13 protein-coding genes and 1 rRNA gene are annotated in these 18,270 nt (G+C 60.3%); 7 read left to right on the forward strand and 7 right to left on the reverse strand.

What is annotated here, in order from left to right:
- The 3 genes from rrf to ACQ4W7_RS21545 all read left to right on the forward strand — a co-directional run.
- A 5S ribosomal RNA gene (gene rrf, locus ACQ4W7_RS21535) occupies window positions 1-91 on the forward strand; the annotation flags it as partial.
- 174 nt (window positions 92-265) lie between these two features.
- The gene (locus ACQ4W7_RS21540; protein WP_436533120.1) at window positions 266-739 is read left to right on the forward strand and encodes a MarR family winged helix-turn-helix transcriptional regulator; all 474 of its coding nucleotides are present in this window, start codon (window positions 266-268) and stop codon (window positions 737-739) included.
- A gap of 18 nt (window positions 740-757) precedes the next feature.
- Window positions 758-1,621: a CPBP family intramembrane glutamic endopeptidase gene (locus ACQ4W7_RS21545; protein WP_436533122.1), complete on the forward strand. Its 864-nt coding sequence runs from the start codon at window positions 758-760 to the stop codon at window positions 1,619-1,621.
- A 14-nt stretch (window positions 1,622-1,635) separates the two neighbouring features.
- Here ACQ4W7_RS21545 and dacB read toward each other — a convergent pair whose 3' ends face one another.
- Entirely contained in the window at window positions 1,636-3,138 is a 1,503-nt protein-coding gene (gene dacB / locus ACQ4W7_RS21550; protein ID WP_426073998.1) for a D-alanyl-D-alanine carboxypeptidase/D-alanyl-D-alanine endopeptidase, read from the reverse strand.
- A gap of 8 nt (window positions 3,139-3,146) precedes the next feature.
- Window positions 3,147-4,385: a nucleoside recognition domain-containing protein gene (locus tag ACQ4W7_RS21555; RefSeq protein WP_436533124.1), complete on the reverse strand. Its 1,239-nt coding sequence runs from the start codon at window positions 4,383-4,385 to the stop codon at window positions 3,147-3,149.
- A gap of 216 nt (window positions 4,386-4,601) precedes the next feature.
- On the opposite strand from ACQ4W7_RS21555, the gene ACQ4W7_RS21560 reads away from it, so the two are divergent.
- The 4 genes from ACQ4W7_RS21560 to ACQ4W7_RS21575 all read left to right on the forward strand — a co-directional run bounded on the left by ACQ4W7_RS21560 (window position 4,602) and on the right by ACQ4W7_RS21575 (window position 11,572).
- Window positions 4,602-6,413, forward strand: a complete 1,812-nt coding sequence (locus ACQ4W7_RS21560) for an ABC transporter substrate-binding protein (RefSeq protein ID WP_436533271.1) — start codon at window positions 4,602-4,604, stop codon at window positions 6,411-6,413.
- 216 nt (window positions 6,414-6,629) lie between these two features.
- Complete coding sequence (locus ACQ4W7_RS21565; RefSeq protein WP_436533126.1) at window positions 6,630-9,422, forward strand: TonB-dependent receptor; 2,793 nt, start codon at window positions 6,630-6,632, stop codon at window positions 9,420-9,422.
- An 89-nt stretch (window positions 9,423-9,511) separates the two neighbouring features.
- Window positions 9,512-10,591, forward strand: a complete 1,080-nt coding sequence (locus tag ACQ4W7_RS21570) for a S66 peptidase family protein (protein WP_436533128.1) — start codon at window positions 9,512-9,514, stop codon at window positions 10,589-10,591.
- 87 nt (window positions 10,592-10,678) lie between these two features.
- Window positions 10,679-11,572, forward strand: a complete 894-nt coding sequence (locus ACQ4W7_RS21575) for a YihY/virulence factor BrkB family protein (protein WP_436533273.1) — start codon at window positions 10,679-10,681, stop codon at window positions 11,570-11,572.
- A 489-nt stretch (window positions 11,573-12,061) separates the two neighbouring features.
- Here ACQ4W7_RS21575 and ACQ4W7_RS21580 read toward each other — a convergent pair whose 3' ends face one another.
- The 5 genes from ACQ4W7_RS21580 to ACQ4W7_RS21600 form a co-directional block, all read right to left on the reverse strand.
- Window positions 12,062-13,189 carry an acyl-CoA dehydrogenase family protein gene (locus ACQ4W7_RS21580; protein WP_436533131.1) on the reverse strand — a complete coding sequence of 376 codons (1,128 nt, stop codon included), beginning with the start codon at window positions 13,187-13,189 and terminating at the stop codon, window positions 12,062-12,064.
- A 36-nt stretch (window positions 13,190-13,225) separates the two neighbouring features.
- A complete protein-coding gene (locus ACQ4W7_RS21585) occupies window positions 13,226-13,894 on the reverse strand; it encodes an SDR family oxidoreductase (RefSeq protein WP_436533133.1) in 669 nt (222 codons plus the stop codon).
- Window positions 13,895-13,970: 76 nt separating this feature from the next.
- Window positions 13,971-15,167, reverse strand: coding sequence for an acetyl-CoA C-acyltransferase (locus ACQ4W7_RS21590; RefSeq protein ID WP_436533135.1), 1,197 nt, complete (start codon window positions 15,165-15,167; stop codon window positions 13,971-13,973).
- Window positions 15,160-16,962 (reverse strand): bifunctional isocitrate dehydrogenase kinase/phosphatase, encoded by a 1,803-nt coding sequence (gene aceK, locus ACQ4W7_RS21595; RefSeq protein ID WP_426073991.1) that lies wholly within the window; start codon window positions 16,960-16,962, stop codon window positions 15,160-15,162. Before aceK ends, ACQ4W7_RS21590 begins: the two co-directional genes overlap by 8 nt.
- A 53-nt stretch (window positions 16,963-17,015) precedes the next feature.
- The gene (locus ACQ4W7_RS21600) at window positions 17,016-18,200 is read right to left on the reverse strand and encodes an isovaleryl-CoA dehydrogenase (RefSeq protein ID WP_436533137.1); all 1,185 of its coding nucleotides are present in this window, start codon (window positions 18,198-18,200) and stop codon (window positions 17,016-17,018) included.
- Window positions 18,201-18,270 lie beyond the last annotated feature (70 nt).

Genomic DNA, 18,270 nt, shown 5'->3' on the forward strand with positions numbered 1-18,270 from the left:
TCCCACCCCTTCCCATCCCGAACAGGACCGTGAAACAACTTTGCGCCGATGATAGTGCTGCAACCAGTGTGAAAGTAGGTTATCGTCAGGCTTGTTATTCGTAGTAGAGAAAAACCCGATCAGAAATGGTCGGGTTTTTTTTCGTCTGGTGGTTTCTTTCCACTCCGCTCCCATTTTCAGGTACTCACCTGGCACGTTGCGCATGAAATGCAACAAAATCGAATATTTATATAAGTGCTTATATAAATGCTGCTACTATCACTACATGAAACAAGGACTCGGAACACAACTACGCCACCTGATCGAACTGCTCGACGGCGCCGTCCAGCAGGCTTATGCGGACGCGGGCCTCGATTACCGGCCCCGCTATACGCCGGTGATGCGGGTACTGGCACAACAGCGGAGCGCGACCATCGGTCAATTGGCCGAACTGGCAGGTATCACGCAGCCGGCCGTCACACAAACGGTAGCCTTGATGAAAAAGGAAGGCTTGCTGCTGGTAGCCGCCGATGGCGAGGATGGACGTCAGCGCGTAGTACGCCTGAGCAGCCAGGGCGAGGCGCTGCTGCCCCATCTGCAGACTTGCTGGCAGGCGACCAAGTGTGCCGCCGACAGCCTGGATGCGGAACTGGCATTTCCTTTATCAACATGCCTGGCGCAAGCCATCACAATTCTGGAACAGCGTTCATTCGGCGAGCGCATCCGCGATGCCAGCAATCAGGCAAAAGCCACTCCCTGACAACCCACGAGGAAAGCGATGATCGACAACACGCTGAGCATGGCAAGCAAAAAATCCCCCCTGGCTCGCCTGATGGCCTATCCCCTGGTGCAGATTGTGCTGGGCATGGTGCTGACGTTTGCCCCGGTGCCGCTGACCATGATCATCGCCTCCCATCTGGTGGAGAAGTCTTACCGCATCCTGTGGCCGCAGTTGCTGGCGGCAGTACTGGTATGGTGCGGCTACCGTTTCTATGTGCGCCACATCGAAAAGCGTCAACCGGTGGAACTGGCGATGCCGGGCATGGCGCGTGAACTGGGACGTGGATTGCTGCTCGGCGCCGGACTGGTCGCCCTCACCTTTGTTGTGCTCGCTGCACTGGGCGTGTATCAGTTTAGCGGCGTCAACGCCCTGAGCGTCTTGTTGCTGCTCCCGCTGGCCGAACTGGTGTTGGTGGGGATGGCCGAGGAGATGATGTTTCGTGGGGTGCTCTTTGGCGTGACCGCACGTGCGCTGGGCAACAAGGCTGCCATCGTGATTTCATCCCTGGTGTTCGCCCTGGCGCATTTGCCCAATGCCGGCTTTTCGCTGCTGGCAATCCTAGCGATTACCGCCTATGGCGTGCTGCAGGCGGCCCTGTACATGCAGACGCGCCGGCTGTGGGTTTGCATCGGCACGCATATTGGCTGGAATTACTGTGTCAGCCAGGTGTTCTCATCGACGGTGTCCGGCCATGTGGTCACGGACGGCTTGCTGCGCGGTGAACTGTCCGGCAACGCCATGCTGACTGGCGGTGCCTTCGGCGTGGAAGCTTCGCTGGTGACCGTCTTGCTGATCAGCGCCGTTGCCGCCTACATGCTGCGCCTGGCTTTTGCCAGCGCAGCACGCACGCCGCGAAACTAGACCGCTGTGCCGGCTTATTGTCCGGTCGCTACCGGCGTGGCGCCGCTTCTGGCGACCCACTCGATCAGCGCATCGACAGCCGCGCGGCCATTGCCGTTGCCCACCAGGTCGCTATTGATCATGGCGACCACCACGCACAGTTGATTGTTGGCGTCGGGCACGTAGCCGGCGATGGCCACCACATTTTTTAATGTGCCCGTCTTGATGCGCGCGCGCGCGGCGGCCGGACTGTTCAGCATGCGTTTGCGCATGGTGCCGTCCAGCGCCACGATGGGCAGGCTGGACTGGAACTCGGGCGCCCATGGGCTTTGTTGCATCGCTTGCAGCACGCCGGCCAGTTGCGCCGGCGCAATGCGTCCCGTGCGCGACAAGCCGGAACCGTTGTCGATCAGCATGCCTTGGGTATCGATATTGTGTCGCTGGAACCATTCCTGGATGACTAGCCGCGCCCGATTGGCCGTATCTTCGGGCGCCGCCATGGCGACGGGGCGGCTACCCAGCCAGCCATCGCTTTGCAAGCTGCCCAGGCTCAGGAATAAGGTGCGGGCCAGAGTGTTGTCGGACGTCTTGTTGATATCGCGCAAGACCTCTGGCAAGGCGCGCGCCACATGGTCGGCCAGCATACGCGTGCCGACCGGTTCCGCCGTCGGCGGCAAGCCTGTTGCCGGCGCTTCGCGCACCGTGCCCGTGATCGTGCCACCCAGGCGTTTCCAGGTGGCGCGGAACAAACGGTCCGCATAATCGTTGCGATCAAGCACATTGATGCTGGTGGCCTTGTTGCAATTTTGCGGGAAGGTGCCGTGCAGTATCACCTGCAACTTGCCGCTCGCATCGCGCCGGTATTCGGGCGGGCGCCAGCCGTCTTCCCACCGGGCACAACTGCCCTTGATGAGTTTCATGTCGCTGGTGATGCTGACATTCTCGAGCGGCGGCTGCATGAGGACGCTCAATTGCCGGTCCGTCGAGCTCATATTGATATCAAGCAGATTGGTATTCAGCAATAAGGCATCGGGGATGACGTTGTAGCGGAACTCGGCCGACTCGTCGAAGGGCAGCGCACCGATATCGGGTCTGGCCGGCTGGAACAGTTGGCGGTCGAGGATCAGGTCGCCCTTGATTTTCACGATGCCCTGGTTGCGCAGGGTTTGCAGCATGTGCGCCAGCACGTCCGCATTGAAATCCGTGTCGGCGCCGCCGCGCAGGATCAAGTCGCCCTTCAGTACGCCATTGATGACGTCGGCGCTGGTGCGCAACTCCGTGCGCCCGCGAAAGATGGGACCCAATTGCTCCAGGCCCACGGCCGTCGTTACCAGCTTCATGGTGGACGCGGGCTGCATGCTGCGCTCGGCGCCATGCGACAGCACGGTGGCGTTGCCGCGCAAGACGATGGCACCCATGGCGTCTTCGGGAATATTCGCGCTACGCAATAGCAGGCTGACGGATTCGGGCAATTGCGCGTGGGCAGTCGACAGGCCAAGACCAGCCAACAGCGCAGCCATCAGAACAGGACGGAACATGGTGCTCCTTAGTGGAAAAAGACGTAGGCGACAAAGACGGCGGTGATCACGCCGGCCAGATCGGCGATCAGGCCGGCCGTGATCGCATAGCGCGTCTTGCGGATGCCGACGGAACCGAAATACAGGGCCACGATATAGAAGGTGGTGTCGGCGGAGCCTTGGAAGACGCAGGCCAGGCGGCCGACGAAGGAGTCGACGCCGTAGGTATTCATGGCGTCGATCATCATGGCTTTCGAGCCGGAGCCGCTGAGCGGCTTCATCATGGCCGTCGGCAAGGCAGGCACGAAATCCGTATTGATGCCCAGGTGGGCAAAGAACCAGTTCATGCCGCTCATCAGGAAATTGAACACGCCCGCGTTGCGGATCACGCTGATGGCCACCAGCATGCCGACCAAGTAGGGAATCACAGTGATCGAGGTCTGGATGCCGCCTTTCGCTCCCTCGATGAAGGCGTCATACACGTTCACCTTCTTGCGCAGGGCGCCGATGATGAAGATGGCGATGACACTGATCAACACCAGGTTGCTGACCACTTTTGAGACCAGTTCGATTTCCTGTTTCGTCAGGTATTGCGTGAAGTACCAGATCATGGCGACGATGGCGCTCGTCATGCCGCCCATCCAGCCCAGCACGACGCGGTTGAGCAAGTTGATGCGTTGCTTGATGGACACGGTGATGATGCCGACCACGGTGGCGACATAGGTGGCGATCATGCAGGGGATAAAGATGTCGGATGGGTCGGCCGCGCCGAGGATGGAGCGCTGCGCCATGATGGCCAGCGGAATCAGGGTCAGGCCCGAGGTGTGCAGCACCAGGAACATGATTTGCGCATTCGTCGCCTCTTCCTTGTTCGGGTTCAAGGTTTGCAGGCTTTCCATGGCCTTCAAGCCGAACGGCGTGGCAGCATTGTCCAGGCCCAGCAGATTGGCCGAGAAATTCATCACCATGTGGCCCGTAGCCGGATGGTCTTTCGGGATTTCCGGGAAGATGCGCGAAAAGAAGGGCGCGATCACTTTCGCCAGCCAGCCGACGATGCCCGCCTTTTCACCGATGTTCATGATGCCGAGCCACAAGGTCATCACGCCCGCCAGCGGCAGGGCGATATCCATTACACCCATGCGCGCCGTTTCGAACGTGCCATCGATGATGCGCTTGAAGATATCGTTATCGCCGAGAAACAGCCACTGCAGCACTGCGGCCAGGAAGCCAACGAGGAAAAAGCCGGACCAGATGTAATTAAGTGCCATATGCGATCAGTTCTGTGTGTCGGGAGTGAAAAATGTCTGCAAACAAAGTATAGGGGCAGCCCGATACGAGTTGATGAAAGAATGCAGCAATCGCATGCCAAAAAGTTATAAGCTGGCAGCCTGTTTTCATTGGCGCCCCGTAGCTTGCCCGCGTAGTGTGGGGGATGCCTGTCGCTTATCGCTGTTCGTTACCTTGTCTGCACTGGATCACTGATGATGTTTTTACGCAAAACCGCCTGCGCCGCCGGCCTGGCCATGTTGACGCTTTTCACTGTACCGGCCCACGCCGCCACCGATGCCGCGGCGGGCCGGGCGGGCAAGACATTGCACTTGTTCCTTAGCACCAGCGAGACGGGCCTGGACCCGGCCGTGGCGTCGGACCTGGCCAGTTTGAACTTGATGGAAAACATCTTCGATCCCTTGCTGCGCTACGATTACCTGGCGCGCCCGGTGCAACTGCAGGGCAATACGGCGCGCGGCTTGCCGACCGTGGAAGACGGTGGACGCACGTATATCTTTCACCTGCAGCCCGGTATTTTCTTCACCCCCGATCCCGCCTTCAAGGGCCGGCCGCGCGAAGTGACGGCGCAGGATTATGTCTACAGCCTGACGCGGTTGTATGACCCCAGCCTGAAGTCGCCGTGGTTGTTCTTGCTGGAAGATAAGCTGGTGGGCGATGCGGCCCTGAAAGCCAAATTCAGCTACGACACGCCGATCGCCGGTTTGCAGGCGCTGGACAAATACACCCTGTGCATCCGCCTGAACGGCGTTGACCCGAACTTCCTGTTTTACCTGGCCATGCCGGCCACCGGCGTGGTGGCGCGCGAAGTGGCCGAAGCGTATGCGGCGCCGGGGCAGATCGGCAACCACCCTGTGGGCACGGGGCCGTTCCTGGTGAAAGAATGGAAACGCAGCGACAAGATCGTGCTGCAGGCCAATCCGACTTTCCGCCCCACCGTATTCCGTACGCAAGCCAAGGCGCTGGATGCCTTGCCGCTGGACGCACGCGCCATTGCCACCGCGCTGGAAGGCCAGCGCTTGCCCCTGGTCGAGCGCATCGAGGTGCGCATCGTCGAGGAATATCAATCGCGCATGCTGGGCTTTTTGAAAGGCGAATTCGATTACCTGGAGCAAGTGCCCGAATCGATGACAGACATGGTGCTGGAAAACGGCGCCCTAAAACCGGCGCTGGCCGCCAAGGGTCTGCAACTGACGCGCTTTCCCGTGCTGCAAACGTATTACATGTGGATGAATATGGACGACCCCGTGCTGGGCGGCACGACCAAGGACAAGCTGGCCCTGCGGCGCGCCATCGCCCTCAGCTACAACAGCCGCGAAGACATCGCGCTGTTGAAGAAAGGCCTGGCCTTGCCGGCCCAGTCGCCGCTGCCGCCCAATGTGCTCGGTTACGACAAGGCTTACCGCAGCCCCGTCGGCTACGATCCCGTGCTGGCGCGCGCCCTGCTGGACCGCTTCGGCTACAAGGCGGGTCTGGACGGTTTCCGCACGCAGCCAGATGGCACGCCCTTGATCTTGAGCATGCATACGGAGCCGAGCACGGTGGGACGGCTGCGCGATGAGTTGTGGCGCCGCAACCTGACCGCCATCGGCCTGCGCGTGGCATTTAAAAGCGACAAGAAGACGGAAATCATCAAGGCGTCGCGCCTGGGCAAGGTGCAAATGTTCGAGACCAACTGGATCGCCGACTTTCCCGATGGCGATAACTTTATGCAATTGTTGTATGGCGGCAACGTTGGCCGCGCCAACTATGCCCGCTTCAACTTGCCCGATTACAATAAACGCTATGAGGAGGCGCGCCTGCTATCCGATACGCCGCGCCGACGCAGTCTGTACTTCGACCTGTTTCAGCTGATCCACGCTTACACGCCGTGGGTGCTGCTGACGCATCCCATCTCTGCCGACCTGCAGCAACCGTGGCTAAAAAACTACAGGCGCCACCCCGTGGAATTCACGTCCTGGCGTTATCTGGACGTGGATAAAACCAGGGCTAGCCCCGCAGGCAAGTGACCACGCCGTTGAAAAGGGCATTCATTCCAAAAAGTTATGGTTAGGAAAGCATTTTTCATTGGCTGGCCGCGGATGCATCGCGCTACTCTGAAAATGAAAACAAATAAAGTCATGCGCAAATGTCATAAAAAAATGTACTGCGAGACAGACGTTGCGACATATCTAACAGCCTGACTTGATAACTCAAGTTTCGATTGCCCAACAAGGAGAAGACCTGTGAAATTGAAGAAGCTAGCGCAGTTGGTGGCATTGATGGGGGTAGTGGGGCCGGTAATGGCACAGGACGCGGCGGCGCCAGCGATGCAACGGGTCGAAGTCACGGGCAGCAGCATCAAGCGCGTCGCCAAGGAAGGCGCGCTGCCGGTGCAAGTCATCACCTTTGACCAGATGGAAAAACAGGGCATCACGACGGCTGAGCAACTGGTGCGTACTTTGTCGGCGAATGGCACGGGCGCCGAGAACATGACCTCGGGTAATAATGTATTTGGCGCCGATGCTGACCGCCTTGCCGGCGGCGCCTCGTTCGCCTCGCTGCGCGGCTTGGGCCCGGGCGCGACCCTGGTACTGCTGAATGGCCGCCGCGTGGCCACGCATGGCGCCAGTGGCCGTGCTGTCGACTTGAATTCGATACCGCTGGGTGCAATTTCTCGCGTGGAAATTCTCAAGGATGGCGCCTCGGCCATCTACGGTACGGATGCCATCGGCGGCGTGATCAATTTCATTCTTAAAACCAATTACAGCGGCGTGGAAGCATCCGTCTCCACCAATGACACGCAGGCAGGCGGCGGCGCCACGCGCCGCGCTTCCATCCTGGCCGGCACGGGCTCGCTGGAAGAGGACCGCTACAACATCATGGCCAGCCTGACCGTCGACAAGGCGCAGCGCCTGAATGGCAGCGACCGCTCTTTCGTCAACGGCTACCAGCCGGGCCGGGGCCTGTCGCCCGATACCACGGGCACGCCGTTTGCCAATCAGATGTCGGGACCTGGCACGGCACTGCAAATCCCCAATCCTGATCCTAAAAACCCGGGGACGTTTATTGGCGGTTACACCTTGCCTGGCGACCCGACAGTGTATTTACAAGCCAATCCGCTGAGTTTCCAGGGCAAGTGTGACAGCGTCGCCGGCATGTCGCAGTACCAGACGCAACTGTGGAAAGACGTGACGTCGCCACGCAGTACCACGCATTCGTGTGCGTATGACTACGGCACCGACTATGTGCTGCAATTCCCTGTCGAACGGGTCAATTTTTTGTCGCGTGGTACGTTCAAGCTGGCGCCCGACCACCGCATGTTTGTCGAAGTGCTCGGCTCGCGCACCAAGGCCACGGCCATTTTGACGCCGATGCAGGTGCAGACGAGCATCGCCAACAAGGCCGTATACCCGGTGGGCGGCGCGTATTATCAGGATTTATCGGGCTATATTCCCACGTTCGACAATACCAAGCCGATTGCCTACAAATGGCGCGCCAATGAGATCGGTAACCGCACGCAGGAAAACACCACCGACAATGCGCGCGTGCTGGTGGGTTTTGAAGGCAACTTCGGCAAATGGGATTACAAGACCGGCGTTTCCTACGCGCAGAGCACCACCAAGACCAAGCTGACCGATGGCTATTCCTACACGGACAAGTTGTACGCGGCCTTGGGGACAGGGATCATCAATCCGTGGGTGGGCGCGGGCCAAAGCCAGACGGAAGCGGCCAAACAATTGATCGAGTCGACCAAGTTCCGTGGCGACTTCCAGCATGGCAAGACGACCCTGACGCAGATCGACGGTTCCGTTTCCGGCGAGCTGTTCCAGCTGCCGGCTGGAGCCGTGGCGATGGCGGCCGGTTTTGATTTCCGCCGCGAGGGCTACAGTTTCGGACAGGATGTCGATGCCAACCTGATTCTGTTGGCGCCAGGAAATGCCGCATTGAAGGATGTCAGCCGCAACGTCAAGGCCGTGTATGCCGAGCTGCTGGTGCCCATCATGAAAGACCTGGAAATGCAGCTTGCCGTGCGCCGTGACGATTACAGCCAGGTGGGCGCCACCACGAATCCGAAGATTGCCTTGCGCTACCAGCCGGCGGACTTCGTCCTGTTCCGCGCCTCGGCCAGCAAGGGATTCCTCGCGCCCAGTTTCGACCAGCTGTATTCGGGCGTGCTGACGCAGGAATTGCCGAATGGTGTGAAAGATCCGGAAGGCTGTATCAAGCATCCAGGCGTGAAAGAGTATTGCAGCATCGATCGTCTCAGCTACACGACGGGCGGTAACTTGAGCCTGAAGCCGGAGACGTCGAAGCAGGGCAGCGTCGGTATCGTCATTGAACCGGTCAAGGGTTACTCCGCCTCGTTCGATTACTGGGCCATCAATACCCAGGACCAGCTCCTGAAACGCACGCCGAAAGTTGTGCTGGACAATTACCAGGCGCTGAACCAGTACATTTTCCGCAAATCCGATGACACCATCGACTATGTACAGGCGGGCTGGTTCAATGCGGGGGGCAGCCGCGTGCGCGGCCTGGACGTGAGCTTGCGCGGCGAAGGCAAGGTCAGCGATGCGAAATGGACTGCGACCCTGGACGGCACGTACATGGACAGCTTCAAGTTTGCCGAATACAAGGGGCAAGAATACAAGGAGCTGGTTGGCAATTTCTACACGCGTGATTTGTACTTGCGCTGGAAACACAATGCCAGCTTCGGTGTATCGCGCGGTGACTGGAGTGGCTTGCTGATCCAGAGTTTTGCTTCCGGCTACAAGGACCAGGTGCCGAATGACGGCAAGGGCACGCCGCCACCGGGCTTCAAGTCCGATGTGTCCAGCTACACCACGTATAACTTGTCGGGCAGCTACACGGGCTTCAAGAATACCACCTTGACCCTGGGCATCCAGAACCTGTTCGACCGCGATCCACCGTTCACCGCGCACAACGTGGATGAAGTGGTGGGCGCCGGCTGGGACCCGCGCGTAGCCGACCCGCGTGGCCGCGCCTTCACCTTCCAGCTGAAGTACAAGTTCCTGTAAGGCAGCGATGCCGGCGGCGATCCCGCCGACATGCTAACCTCGTGCGGCGGCGCCTGGCGCCGCCGTTTTTTGTTTTAGGAAAGGGCCGCATGTCCAGTCAGACCAATCTCAGCCGGCGCCGCTTCGGCGGCTTGCTGGCCGCCACCCTCGGGGCGGCAGGCACACCGGCTTGGGCGGCGGCCGTGCAAGGGAAGGGCAAACGCATGCAACAGCAACACGCATTGATCAAACCGGCGCGCCTGCGCGACGGCGACCTGGTGGCCATCATCGCACCGGGCGGTTTTACGGATGAGGAGGCCATCGCCAAGGCCCAGCGCAATATCGAATCGCTGGGCTTGCGCGCCAGCTTGGGCGCCAACATCCGCGCCGTGCACGGCAACTATGCGGGTACGGTGCAGCAGCGTCTGGACGACCTGCACGCCGCGTTCCGCGACCCCGAGGTCAAGGCGATCTGGGCCATCCGTGGCGGCTCCGGCTGCATTTCGCTGCTGGCGCTGCTCGACTATGCCTTGATCCAGCGCAACCCGAAAGTGCTGATCGGCTATTCCGACATCACGGCCCTGCACCTGGCCATCGCCAGTCAGACGGGCCTGGTGACCTTCCACGGTCCCGTGGCCTCGTCCACGTTTTCCGAGTACACGGTGACGCAGCTGCAAAACGTGCTGATGACGCCGCAAGACAGCTACACGATTCCGATGGCGCTGGACAACCACCGCCGCGCGCAGACACATGCCAACTTCGCCATCCGCACCGTGCATGGCGGCCAGGCGACGGGCCGCTTGACGGGCGGCAACCTGTGCATGGTCAGCGCGCTGGCCGGTACGCCGTATGCGGCCGATTTCCGCGAGCACATTCTTTTCCTCGAAGAAATCAATGAAGTGCCCTACCGCATCGACAGGATGTTGTGCCAACTGGACCTGTCGATCGGTTTCAAGCATGCGGCGGCCTTGATGCTGGGTATCTTCGAGCATTGCGAGGCGGCCGAAGGCGACACGGCGCTGACTCTCGCTGCTACCCTGGAGCAGCATCTGCAGCCATTGAGTGTGCCGGCCGTCAGCGGTTATTCGTTCGGCCACATCCGCCACCAGTTCACGCTACCGATGGGTATATTGGCGACCTTGGATGCAGACCGGCAAACCTTGACCTTGCGGGAGCCTGGTGTCTGCTAGCGTACGGTGGAGCGGGGCGATTGTCAGTATGCTAGTGTGATTGCAAGCGTGGCACGAGGCCGCGCCGCCTTCTTCACCGCTCCCGACATGATCAATCGCCACGCCAGTACCTACATCCTCAGACACCCGCTGGCTTTCGTGCTGCAGGTGCTGAAGGGTTTTCGCGCCAACCAGGGCTTGCTACTGGCGGGCGCCGTCGCGTATTACTCGCTGCTCTCCATCGTGCCCCTGCTGATGCTGGTGGTGGTGGCCCTGTCGCACGTGATCGCAGAAGACGAGCTGTTGCGGACCATCGGACATTACCTGGAATGGCTGGTGCCGGGGCAATCGAAAGCCATCGTGGCTGAAGTGGCGCATTTTCTCAACAACCGGGGCGTGATCGGCTGGCTGCTGCTGCTGACCATGCTGTTTTTCAGCTCGCTGGCGTTTACCGTTCTGGAAAACGCCATGAGCGTGATCTTCATGCACCGCGTAGCCATCCGCCGCCGCCATTTCCTCATTTCCGCCGTGCTGCCGTACTGCTACATCCTGTGCCTGGGCGCGGGCATCCTGCTGATCACCCTGGTGGCGGGCGGCCTGCAGGTGATGGGCGAGGAAAGCGTGCGCTTTTTGCGCCACGACTGGGGCCTGGAAGGCGTGTCCGGCGTGCTGCTGTATTTGCTGGGGCTGGCGGGCGAAATTCTCGTGCTCAGCTCGATTTACCTGGTCATGCCCGTCGGGCGCCTGTCGATCACGCATGCGCTGATCGGCGGCGTGACGGCGGCCCTGTTGTGGGAAATCGCCCGCCATGTGCTGGTCTGGTATTTCTCTACCTTGTCGCAGGTCAACGTCGTGTATGGCTCGATGACGACGGCCATCGTCGTCATGTTCAGCCTGGAAATCGGCGCCACTCTGCTGCTGCTGGGCGCGCAAGTGATTTCCGAATACGAAAGAGTGGCCCGTGGCGGCGAAGAGGAGAAGCCGCTGGAGCTAAGGACTTGATTTAAAGTATGGCTTCAATTCATTATTGCATCGCACAAAAAGCTGTGCTATACTCCGTTCAGTGATTGAGATTTGGCAGCAAATCATCTCACCATCCAGTTTCAGCGCGGCGACCGACAGGTGTAATGTCGATGGCGTGACAGAGCGAAGAGTGGATTTTGTAATTCCGGATACGATGGTCGCTACACCTTGGAGTCACTATGCAGATAGCATGGGAGTCCGAAAATCAGGAGGCACTTTGCAGATAGCACTGGCGTCCATGACACGATTAAAGCATTGGTAATACATTGGAACGAAGCCCGCGCTAGCGGGCTTTTTTTTCGTCTGTGGCTGGCGCGTTGAGCAACCTACTGCGCAGCCCGCTCCCGACTCGGCGTTACTCGCCGTACTTCAGTACGGCTGCGTTACTCAAGCCGATATCGCGCTTGCTCGCTACGGTTGCTCAAGGTGCCGAGGCTTTTACTGCCTCACGCGCCTATCTTTCCTTGCCTATAAAGCCCTGGCGATCAGGATTTTCTGGATATCGCTGGTGCCCTCGTAAATCTGGCACACGCGCACGTCGCGGTAGATGCGCTCGACGGGAAAGTCGGATACATAACCATAGCCGCCGTGCACCTGGATGGCGTCCGAACACACTTTTTCCGCCATTTCCGATGCAAACAGCTTGGCCATGGCCGCTTCCTTCAGGCAGGGCAGACCCGCATCCTTCATCGATGCCGCATGGCGTATCAGCTGGCGGGCCGCTTCGATCTGCGTGGCCATGTCGGCCAGGCGGAATTGCACGGCCTGGTGTTCATAGATGGGTTTACCGAAACTCTCGCGTTCGCGCGCATAGCTCAAGGCCGCCTCGTACGCGGCGCGCGCCATGCCCACGGCTTGCGAAGCGATGCCGATGCGTCCGCCTTCCAGGCCGGACAGGGCGATCTTGTAGCCTTGTCCTTCTTCGCCAATCAGATTTTCTGCCGGAATGCGGCAATTCTCGAACAGGATTTGCGCCGTGTCCGACGAGTGCTGGCCCATCTTCTGTTCCAGTCCCGCCACGATGTAGCCGGGCGTGTTCGTCGCTACCCAGAAGGCGCTGATGCCGCGCTTGCCGGCCGCCTTGTCGGTGACGGCCATGACGATGGCCACGTCCGCATACTTGCCGCTGGTAATGAATTGTTTCGTGCCGTTGATGACGTATTCCTTGCCGTCCAGGGTGGCTGTGGTGCGCAGGGCCGAGGCGTCGCTGCCCGTGTGCGGTTCCGTCAGGCAAAACGCCCCCAGCATGGCGCCTTGCGCCAGCGGACGCAGCCACTGTTCTTTCTGTGCATCGTTGGCGTACATCATGGCGATGCTGCACACGGGGCAATTGTTGACCGAGATGATGGTTGACGTGCCGCCATCGCCGGCGGCGATTTCTTCCAGCACCAGGGCCAGTGACACATAGTCGAGGCCGGCGCCGCCCAGCGCTTCCGGCACGGCCACGCCAAAGGCGCCCAGCGCGGCCAGTTCCTGCAATTCTTCTTTCGGGAAATGATGTTCCTTGTCCCAGCGGGCCGCGTTGGGTGCCAGGCGCTCGCGCGAAAAACTGCGCAGCGCTTCCTGGATCATGGTCTGTTCTTCATTGAGTATCATGGGACGTCGTCTCGTTCTTTATGGTGTGTGGTGGAATTACCAGGCTATGGGCTTGCCATCGTAGTTGCGGAACACGGCCTTGTGCGTGGCCGGCAGGCTGGCGAGGGTGGCGCGGATGCCTGCAGCGCTTTCTTCGGGGGAAATATCGGCACCGGCGCCGCCCATGTCCGTGCGTACCCAGCCCGGGTGGAAAGCCACGCAGCTGGCACCTTGCGGGCCATGCACGAGGGCTGTATCGATCAGCACGGAATTCAAGGCCGCCTTGCTGGCGCGATACAGCGAACCGCTGGGGTTGCCGCGTTCGCTCAAGGAGCCCATGTGCGAGGACAGCACGGCCAGTTTGCCCTTGGCATGGGTTACCAGCAGCGCCAACATGGGCAGCAGCCGCATGGCTGCCAGCACATTCGTGTGCATGACGGCATCGAAATCTTCTTGCGTGGGGGAACCGTCGTGACGGGGGCCATACACGCCCGCGTTGAGGATGGCCACGTCGAGCTTTTCATCGTCGAGCTTCCAGCCCAGGCCGGCACAGCCTTCCACATCCGTCACGTCGAGCTGGTGCGCTTCCGCACCCAGTTGCGTGAGGGCGTCGCAGGCGTCTTGTGTGCGCGCCGTGGCGATCACTCGCCAGCCATCGTGGCGGTATTGACGGACGATTTCGTGGCCGATGCCGCGCGAGGCGCCGATGATCAATGCGGTAGGCATGTGTTTTCTCCCTGGAATGAATGAAAGGGCGCGCCCCTGGCAATGATGGCCGTGCGCGCCCGTGCTTCAGCGCGGCTTATACCAGTTCGATCGCCATCGCCGTCGCTTCGCCGCCACCGATGCACAGGGCTGCCACGCCGTGCTTGCCGCCGGTTTTCTTCAAGGCGCCCAGCAGGGTGACGATGATGCGCGCGCCTGAGGCGCCGATCGGGTGGCCCAGCGCGCACGCGCCGCCGTGGATGTTGATCTTGCTGTGCGGAATGTCGAGGTCGTGCATGGCGGCCATCGGCACGGCGGCGAACGCTTCATTGATCTCGAACAAGTCCACCTTGCTGCTGCTCCAGCCCGTTTTGGCGTACAGCTTCTTGATGGCGCCGATGGGGGCCGTGGTGAACTCGTTCGGTGCCTGCGCGTGCGTGGCATGGCCGTGGATTTTTGCGATGACGGTGCAACCGAGCTTTTTCGCCGTCGATTCGCGCATCAGCACCAGGGCTGCCGCGCCATCGTTGATCGACGAAGACGAGGCGGCCGTGATGGTGCCGTCTTTCTTGAACGCCGCTTTCAAGGTCGGGATTTTTTCCAGGCGGGCCTTTTGCGGGCCTTCATCGATGCTGACGATGGTATCGCCGCCGCGGCCGGAGACGGTAACGGGCACGATTTCCCATGCGAAACTGCCATCCTTGGTGGCTGCTTGCGCACGTTTCACCGATTCGATGGCAAACGCATCCTGCGCTTCGCGTGTGAAGCTGTACTGGCTGGCGCACTCTTCGGCAAACGTGCCCATCGAGCGGGCATTGCCCTTTTCATCGCGGCTGTAGGCGTCTTCCAGGCCATCCATCATCATGTGGTCATAGATCATGCCGTGGCCGATGCGGTAGCCGCCGCGCGCCTTCGGCACCAGGTAGGGGGCGTTAGTCATCGATTCCATGCCGCCCGCCACCACCACCTCGGCGCTGCCGGCGAGCAAGGTGTCATGCGCGAACATGGTCGTCTGCATGGCCGAGCCGCACATTTTCGACAGCGTCACGGCGCCGGTGGAGTCCGGCAAGCCGGCCTTGCGCAAGGCTTGGCGCGCGGGCGCCTGGCCCTGGCCGGCCATCAGGCAATTACCGAAATACACGTGTTCGACGGCGTCCGGCGCCACGCCGGCCCGTTCGACGGCGGCGCGGATGGCCACGGCGCCCAGGTCGCTGGCGGTGACGTTGGCAAAGTCGCCCTGGAAGGCGCCCATGGGGGTGCGCGCGGCACCGACGATTACGACTGGATCATGCATGTTGGATCTCCGGTTGGGGGTGGGAAGGTGCTTGCTTACAAAAACGCAGGTGCTGCGGATACGGGAAGACGTCCTCGATATGGCCGTCCTCGATGCGCTGCTTGCGCGCCTGCCAATATTGCGCCGTCAGCAGGTCAGCATGGTGCTGCATGAAATACTTGCGGATGCGCGGATTGCCCAGCAGGAAGGTGCCGAATTGTTCGGGAAACACATCATGTTTTCCGATCGGATACCACGGTTCGGCCGACATTTCTTCCTCTTCCGTGCGCGCCTGGGGAATGACGCGGAACTGGCAATCGGTGATGTACTCGATTTCATCGTAATCGTAAAAAACGACACGTTGATGACGGGTCACGCCAAAGTTTTTATACAGCATGTCGCCGGGGAAAATATTCGCCGCGACCAGCTCCTTGATGGCGTTGCCGTACTCGACGATGGCGTGTTCGACCAGGTCATCGCGGCCTTCCTTTTCGGCATTGCTCAGCCACATGTTCAGCGGCACCATGCGCCGCTCGATGTACAGGTGGCGGATGATGATCTGCTCCTGGTCTTCTTCGATCAGCGAGGGGGCGAACTGTTTCAGTTCGGCCAGCAGTTCCGCAGCAAAACGGGCGCGGGGAAAGGCCACGTTGGAGTATTCGAGCGTGTCTGCCATGCGGCCCACGCGGTCGTGGTGTTTCACCAGCAAATACTTTTGCTGGACTTGCGCGCGCGTGGTTTCCTTGGGCGGTGGAAAAAAATCCTTGATCACCTTGAAGACATAGGGAAACGACGGCAGGGCAAACACCAGCATCACCAAGCCACGGATGCCGGGCGCGCTTTCAAAGTGGTCCGACGAGTGTTTCAGATGCTGCAGGTAGTCGCGGTAAAACAGCGTCTTGCCCTGTTTTTGCAGGCCCAGTATCGTATAGATTTCGCTGCGCGGTTTGCGCGGCAGCAAGCTGCGCAGGAATTGCACATAGGCCGACGGCACCTCCATATCGACCAGGAAATACGCGCGCGTAAATGAAAACAGCACGGCAATCTGCTGCTGCTCGAACAGCACCGTGTCGAGCACCAGCTTGCCGTGGCGGTTGTGCAGGATCGGCACGACAAACGGATATTCGCGGTTGCCGTTGATGCCCTTGCCGACCAGGTAGGCGCCCTTGTTGCGGTAGAACAAACTGGTCAAGACCTGGATCTGGTGGTTCGGCTCCAGTCTGTCGGCGCCGAACAGCTGCTGCAGGCGCGCTTCCACCTGGGCCACGTCACGCTCCAGATTGGCAAATGCGCAGTCCAGTTGGAAGTGCGTCAGCATGCGTGTCAGAGTGTGGCGCAAGCCATCCTTGCCGGGGTAATACACGCGGTAGGTGGGCACCGGGTCTTGCGTGTCGATGTATTCCGTGGAAACGACGGGACGCACGAAAATATAGTCGTTATTGAAGTAGGTACGGTGCAGGATGTTGCAGCAGACGGAATTGAAGAAGGTTTCCGCCAGTTCCGGTTGCTTGTGCTCGGTCAGCATGCCGATGTAGTGCAGCTTGAGTTCGCGCCACACTTCGTCGCTCAACTCCGACTCTTCGTACTCATCTTCGAGCATCTGCACGCATTCTTGCACGCGCTTGTCATAAAAGTCGATGCGCTCGCGGGCCGCCGTCTGTGCCGCGGCCCAGGCGCCTTGCTCGAAATACTGCTTGGCTTGCTGGCTGGTGGCGCGGAACAGGCGGTAATGCTTGTCAAAGCCGTCGCGGATGGTGCGCGCGATATCGAATGCAATCTGGGAGGAAAGCAATTTTGGGAAGGCAATTTGCGTCATATCTGTGCTCGCATGAATAGCTCATCACCCAGTCGATCGCCGCACACCCGTGCTTACTTGGTTTCCGCAAACAGTTCGCGGCCTATCAGCATGCGGCGGATTTCGCTGGTCCCGGCGCCGATCTCGTACAGCTTGGCATCGCGCCACAGGCGGCCGGCCGGATACTCGTTGATGTAGCCATTGCCGCCCAAAGCCTGGATCGCTTCACCCGCCATCCAGGTCGCCTTCTCCGCACTATACAGAATGGCGCCGGCCGCATCCTTGCGCAACTGGCGCACGGCTTCCGGCGTGGTGGCGCGGTCGCAGGCCTGGCCCACGGCATACACATAGGCCTTGCACGCCATCATGGTCGAATACATATCGGCCAGTTTGCCTTGCATCAATTGGAATTCGCCGATGGCCTGGCCGAATTGCTTGCGGTCATGTACGTAAGGCACGACCAGGTCCATGCAAGCCTGCATGATGCCCAGCGGGCCGCCGGACAGCACGGTGCGCTCGAAATCGAGGCCCGACATCAGCACATTGACGCCCTTGCCCAGGCCGCCCAGCACGTTTTCGGCCGGCACTTCGCAATCCTGGAACACCAGTTCACCCGTGTGCGAGCCGCGCATGCCCAGCTTGTCGAGCTTTTGCGCGATGGAAAAGCCCTTGAAATTCTTTTCGACCAGGAAAGCCGTCATGCCACGCGAGCCCGCTTCCAGGTCGTTTTTCGCGTACACCACCAGCACGTCCGCATCGGGACCATTGGTGATCCACATCTTGGTGCCGTTCAAGACCCAGCGGTCGCCCTTGAAGTCGGCGCGCAGCTTCATGCTGACGACGTCCGAGCCCGCGTTCGGTTCCGACATGGCCAGGGCGCCGATGTGTTCGCCCGTGATCAGTTTCGGCAGGTACTTCGCCTTTTGCTCGGCCGTGCCGTTGCGCTTGATCTGGTTGACGCACAGGTTCGAATGGGCGCCGTAGGACAGGCCGACGGAGGCCGAGGCGCGCGAGACTTCTTCCATGGCGATGATGTGCGCCAGGTAACCCATGCCGGCGCCGCCGTATTCTTCGCTGACGGTGATGCCGAGCAAGCCCATGTCGCCCATCTTGCGCCACAGGTCCATGGGGAACTGGTCGGTGCGGTCGATTTCGGCCGCGCGCGGCGCGATTTCGGCGGCGGCAAATTGTTGGATTGCTTCGCGCAAGGAGGCGATGTCGTCGCCGTGGTCAAAGGTCAAGCCTGGGAGATGGAGCATGTCGTCCTCGTCGTTATAGTGTGGCGGTCATGGATGCCGGGTCAATGAAGCTATGATACTCAGTTGTGAC

This window comes from Janthinobacterium algoris, from assembly GCF_051380935.1.
GTDB lineage: Bacteria > Pseudomonadota > Gammaproteobacteria > Burkholderiales > Burkholderiaceae_D > Janthinobacterium.

Bases quoted from the DNA above. Each gene is read 5' to 3' on its own strand.
- ACQ4W7_RS21540 (WP_436533120.1), top strand. From the start codon at position 266: ATGAAACAAGGACTCGGAACACAACTACGCCACCTGATCGAACTGCTC.
- ACQ4W7_RS21545 (WP_436533122.1), top strand. From the start codon at position 758: ATGATCGACAACACGCTGAGCATGGCAAGCAAAAAATCCCCCCTGGCT.
- dacB (WP_426073998.1), bottom strand. From the start codon at position 3,138: ATGTTCCGTCCTGTTCTGATGGCTGCGCTGTTGGCTGGTCTTGGCCTG.
- ACQ4W7_RS21555 (WP_436533124.1), bottom strand. From the start codon at position 4,385: ATGGCACTTAATTACATCTGGTCCGGCTTTTTCCTCGTTGGCTTCCTG.
- ACQ4W7_RS21560 (WP_436533271.1), top strand. From the start codon at position 4,602: ATGTTTTTACGCAAAACCGCCTGCGCCGCCGGCCTGGCCATGTTGACG.
- ACQ4W7_RS21570 (WP_436533128.1), top strand. From the start codon at position 9,512: ATGTCCAGTCAGACCAATCTCAGCCGGCGCCGCTTCGGCGGCTTGCTG.
- ACQ4W7_RS21575 (WP_436533273.1), top strand. From the start codon at position 10,679: ATGATCAATCGCCACGCCAGTACCTACATCCTCAGACACCCGCTGGCT.
- ACQ4W7_RS21580 (WP_436533131.1), bottom strand. From the start codon at position 13,189: ATGATACTCAATGAAGAACAGACCATGATCCAGGAAGCGCTGCGCAGT.
- ACQ4W7_RS21585 (WP_436533133.1), bottom strand. From the start codon at position 13,894: ATGCCTACCGCATTGATCATCGGCGCCTCGCGCGGCATCGGCCACGAA.
- ACQ4W7_RS21590 (WP_436533135.1), bottom strand. From the start codon at position 15,167: ATGCATGATCCAGTCGTAATCGTCGGTGCCGCGCGCACCCCCATGGGC.
- aceK (WP_426073991.1), bottom strand. From the start codon at position 16,962: ATGACGCAAATTGCCTTCCCAAAATTGCTTTCCTCCCAGATTGCATTC.
- ACQ4W7_RS21600 (WP_436533137.1), bottom strand. From the start codon at position 18,200: ATGCTCCATCTCCCAGGCTTGACCTTTGACCACGGCGACGACATCGCC.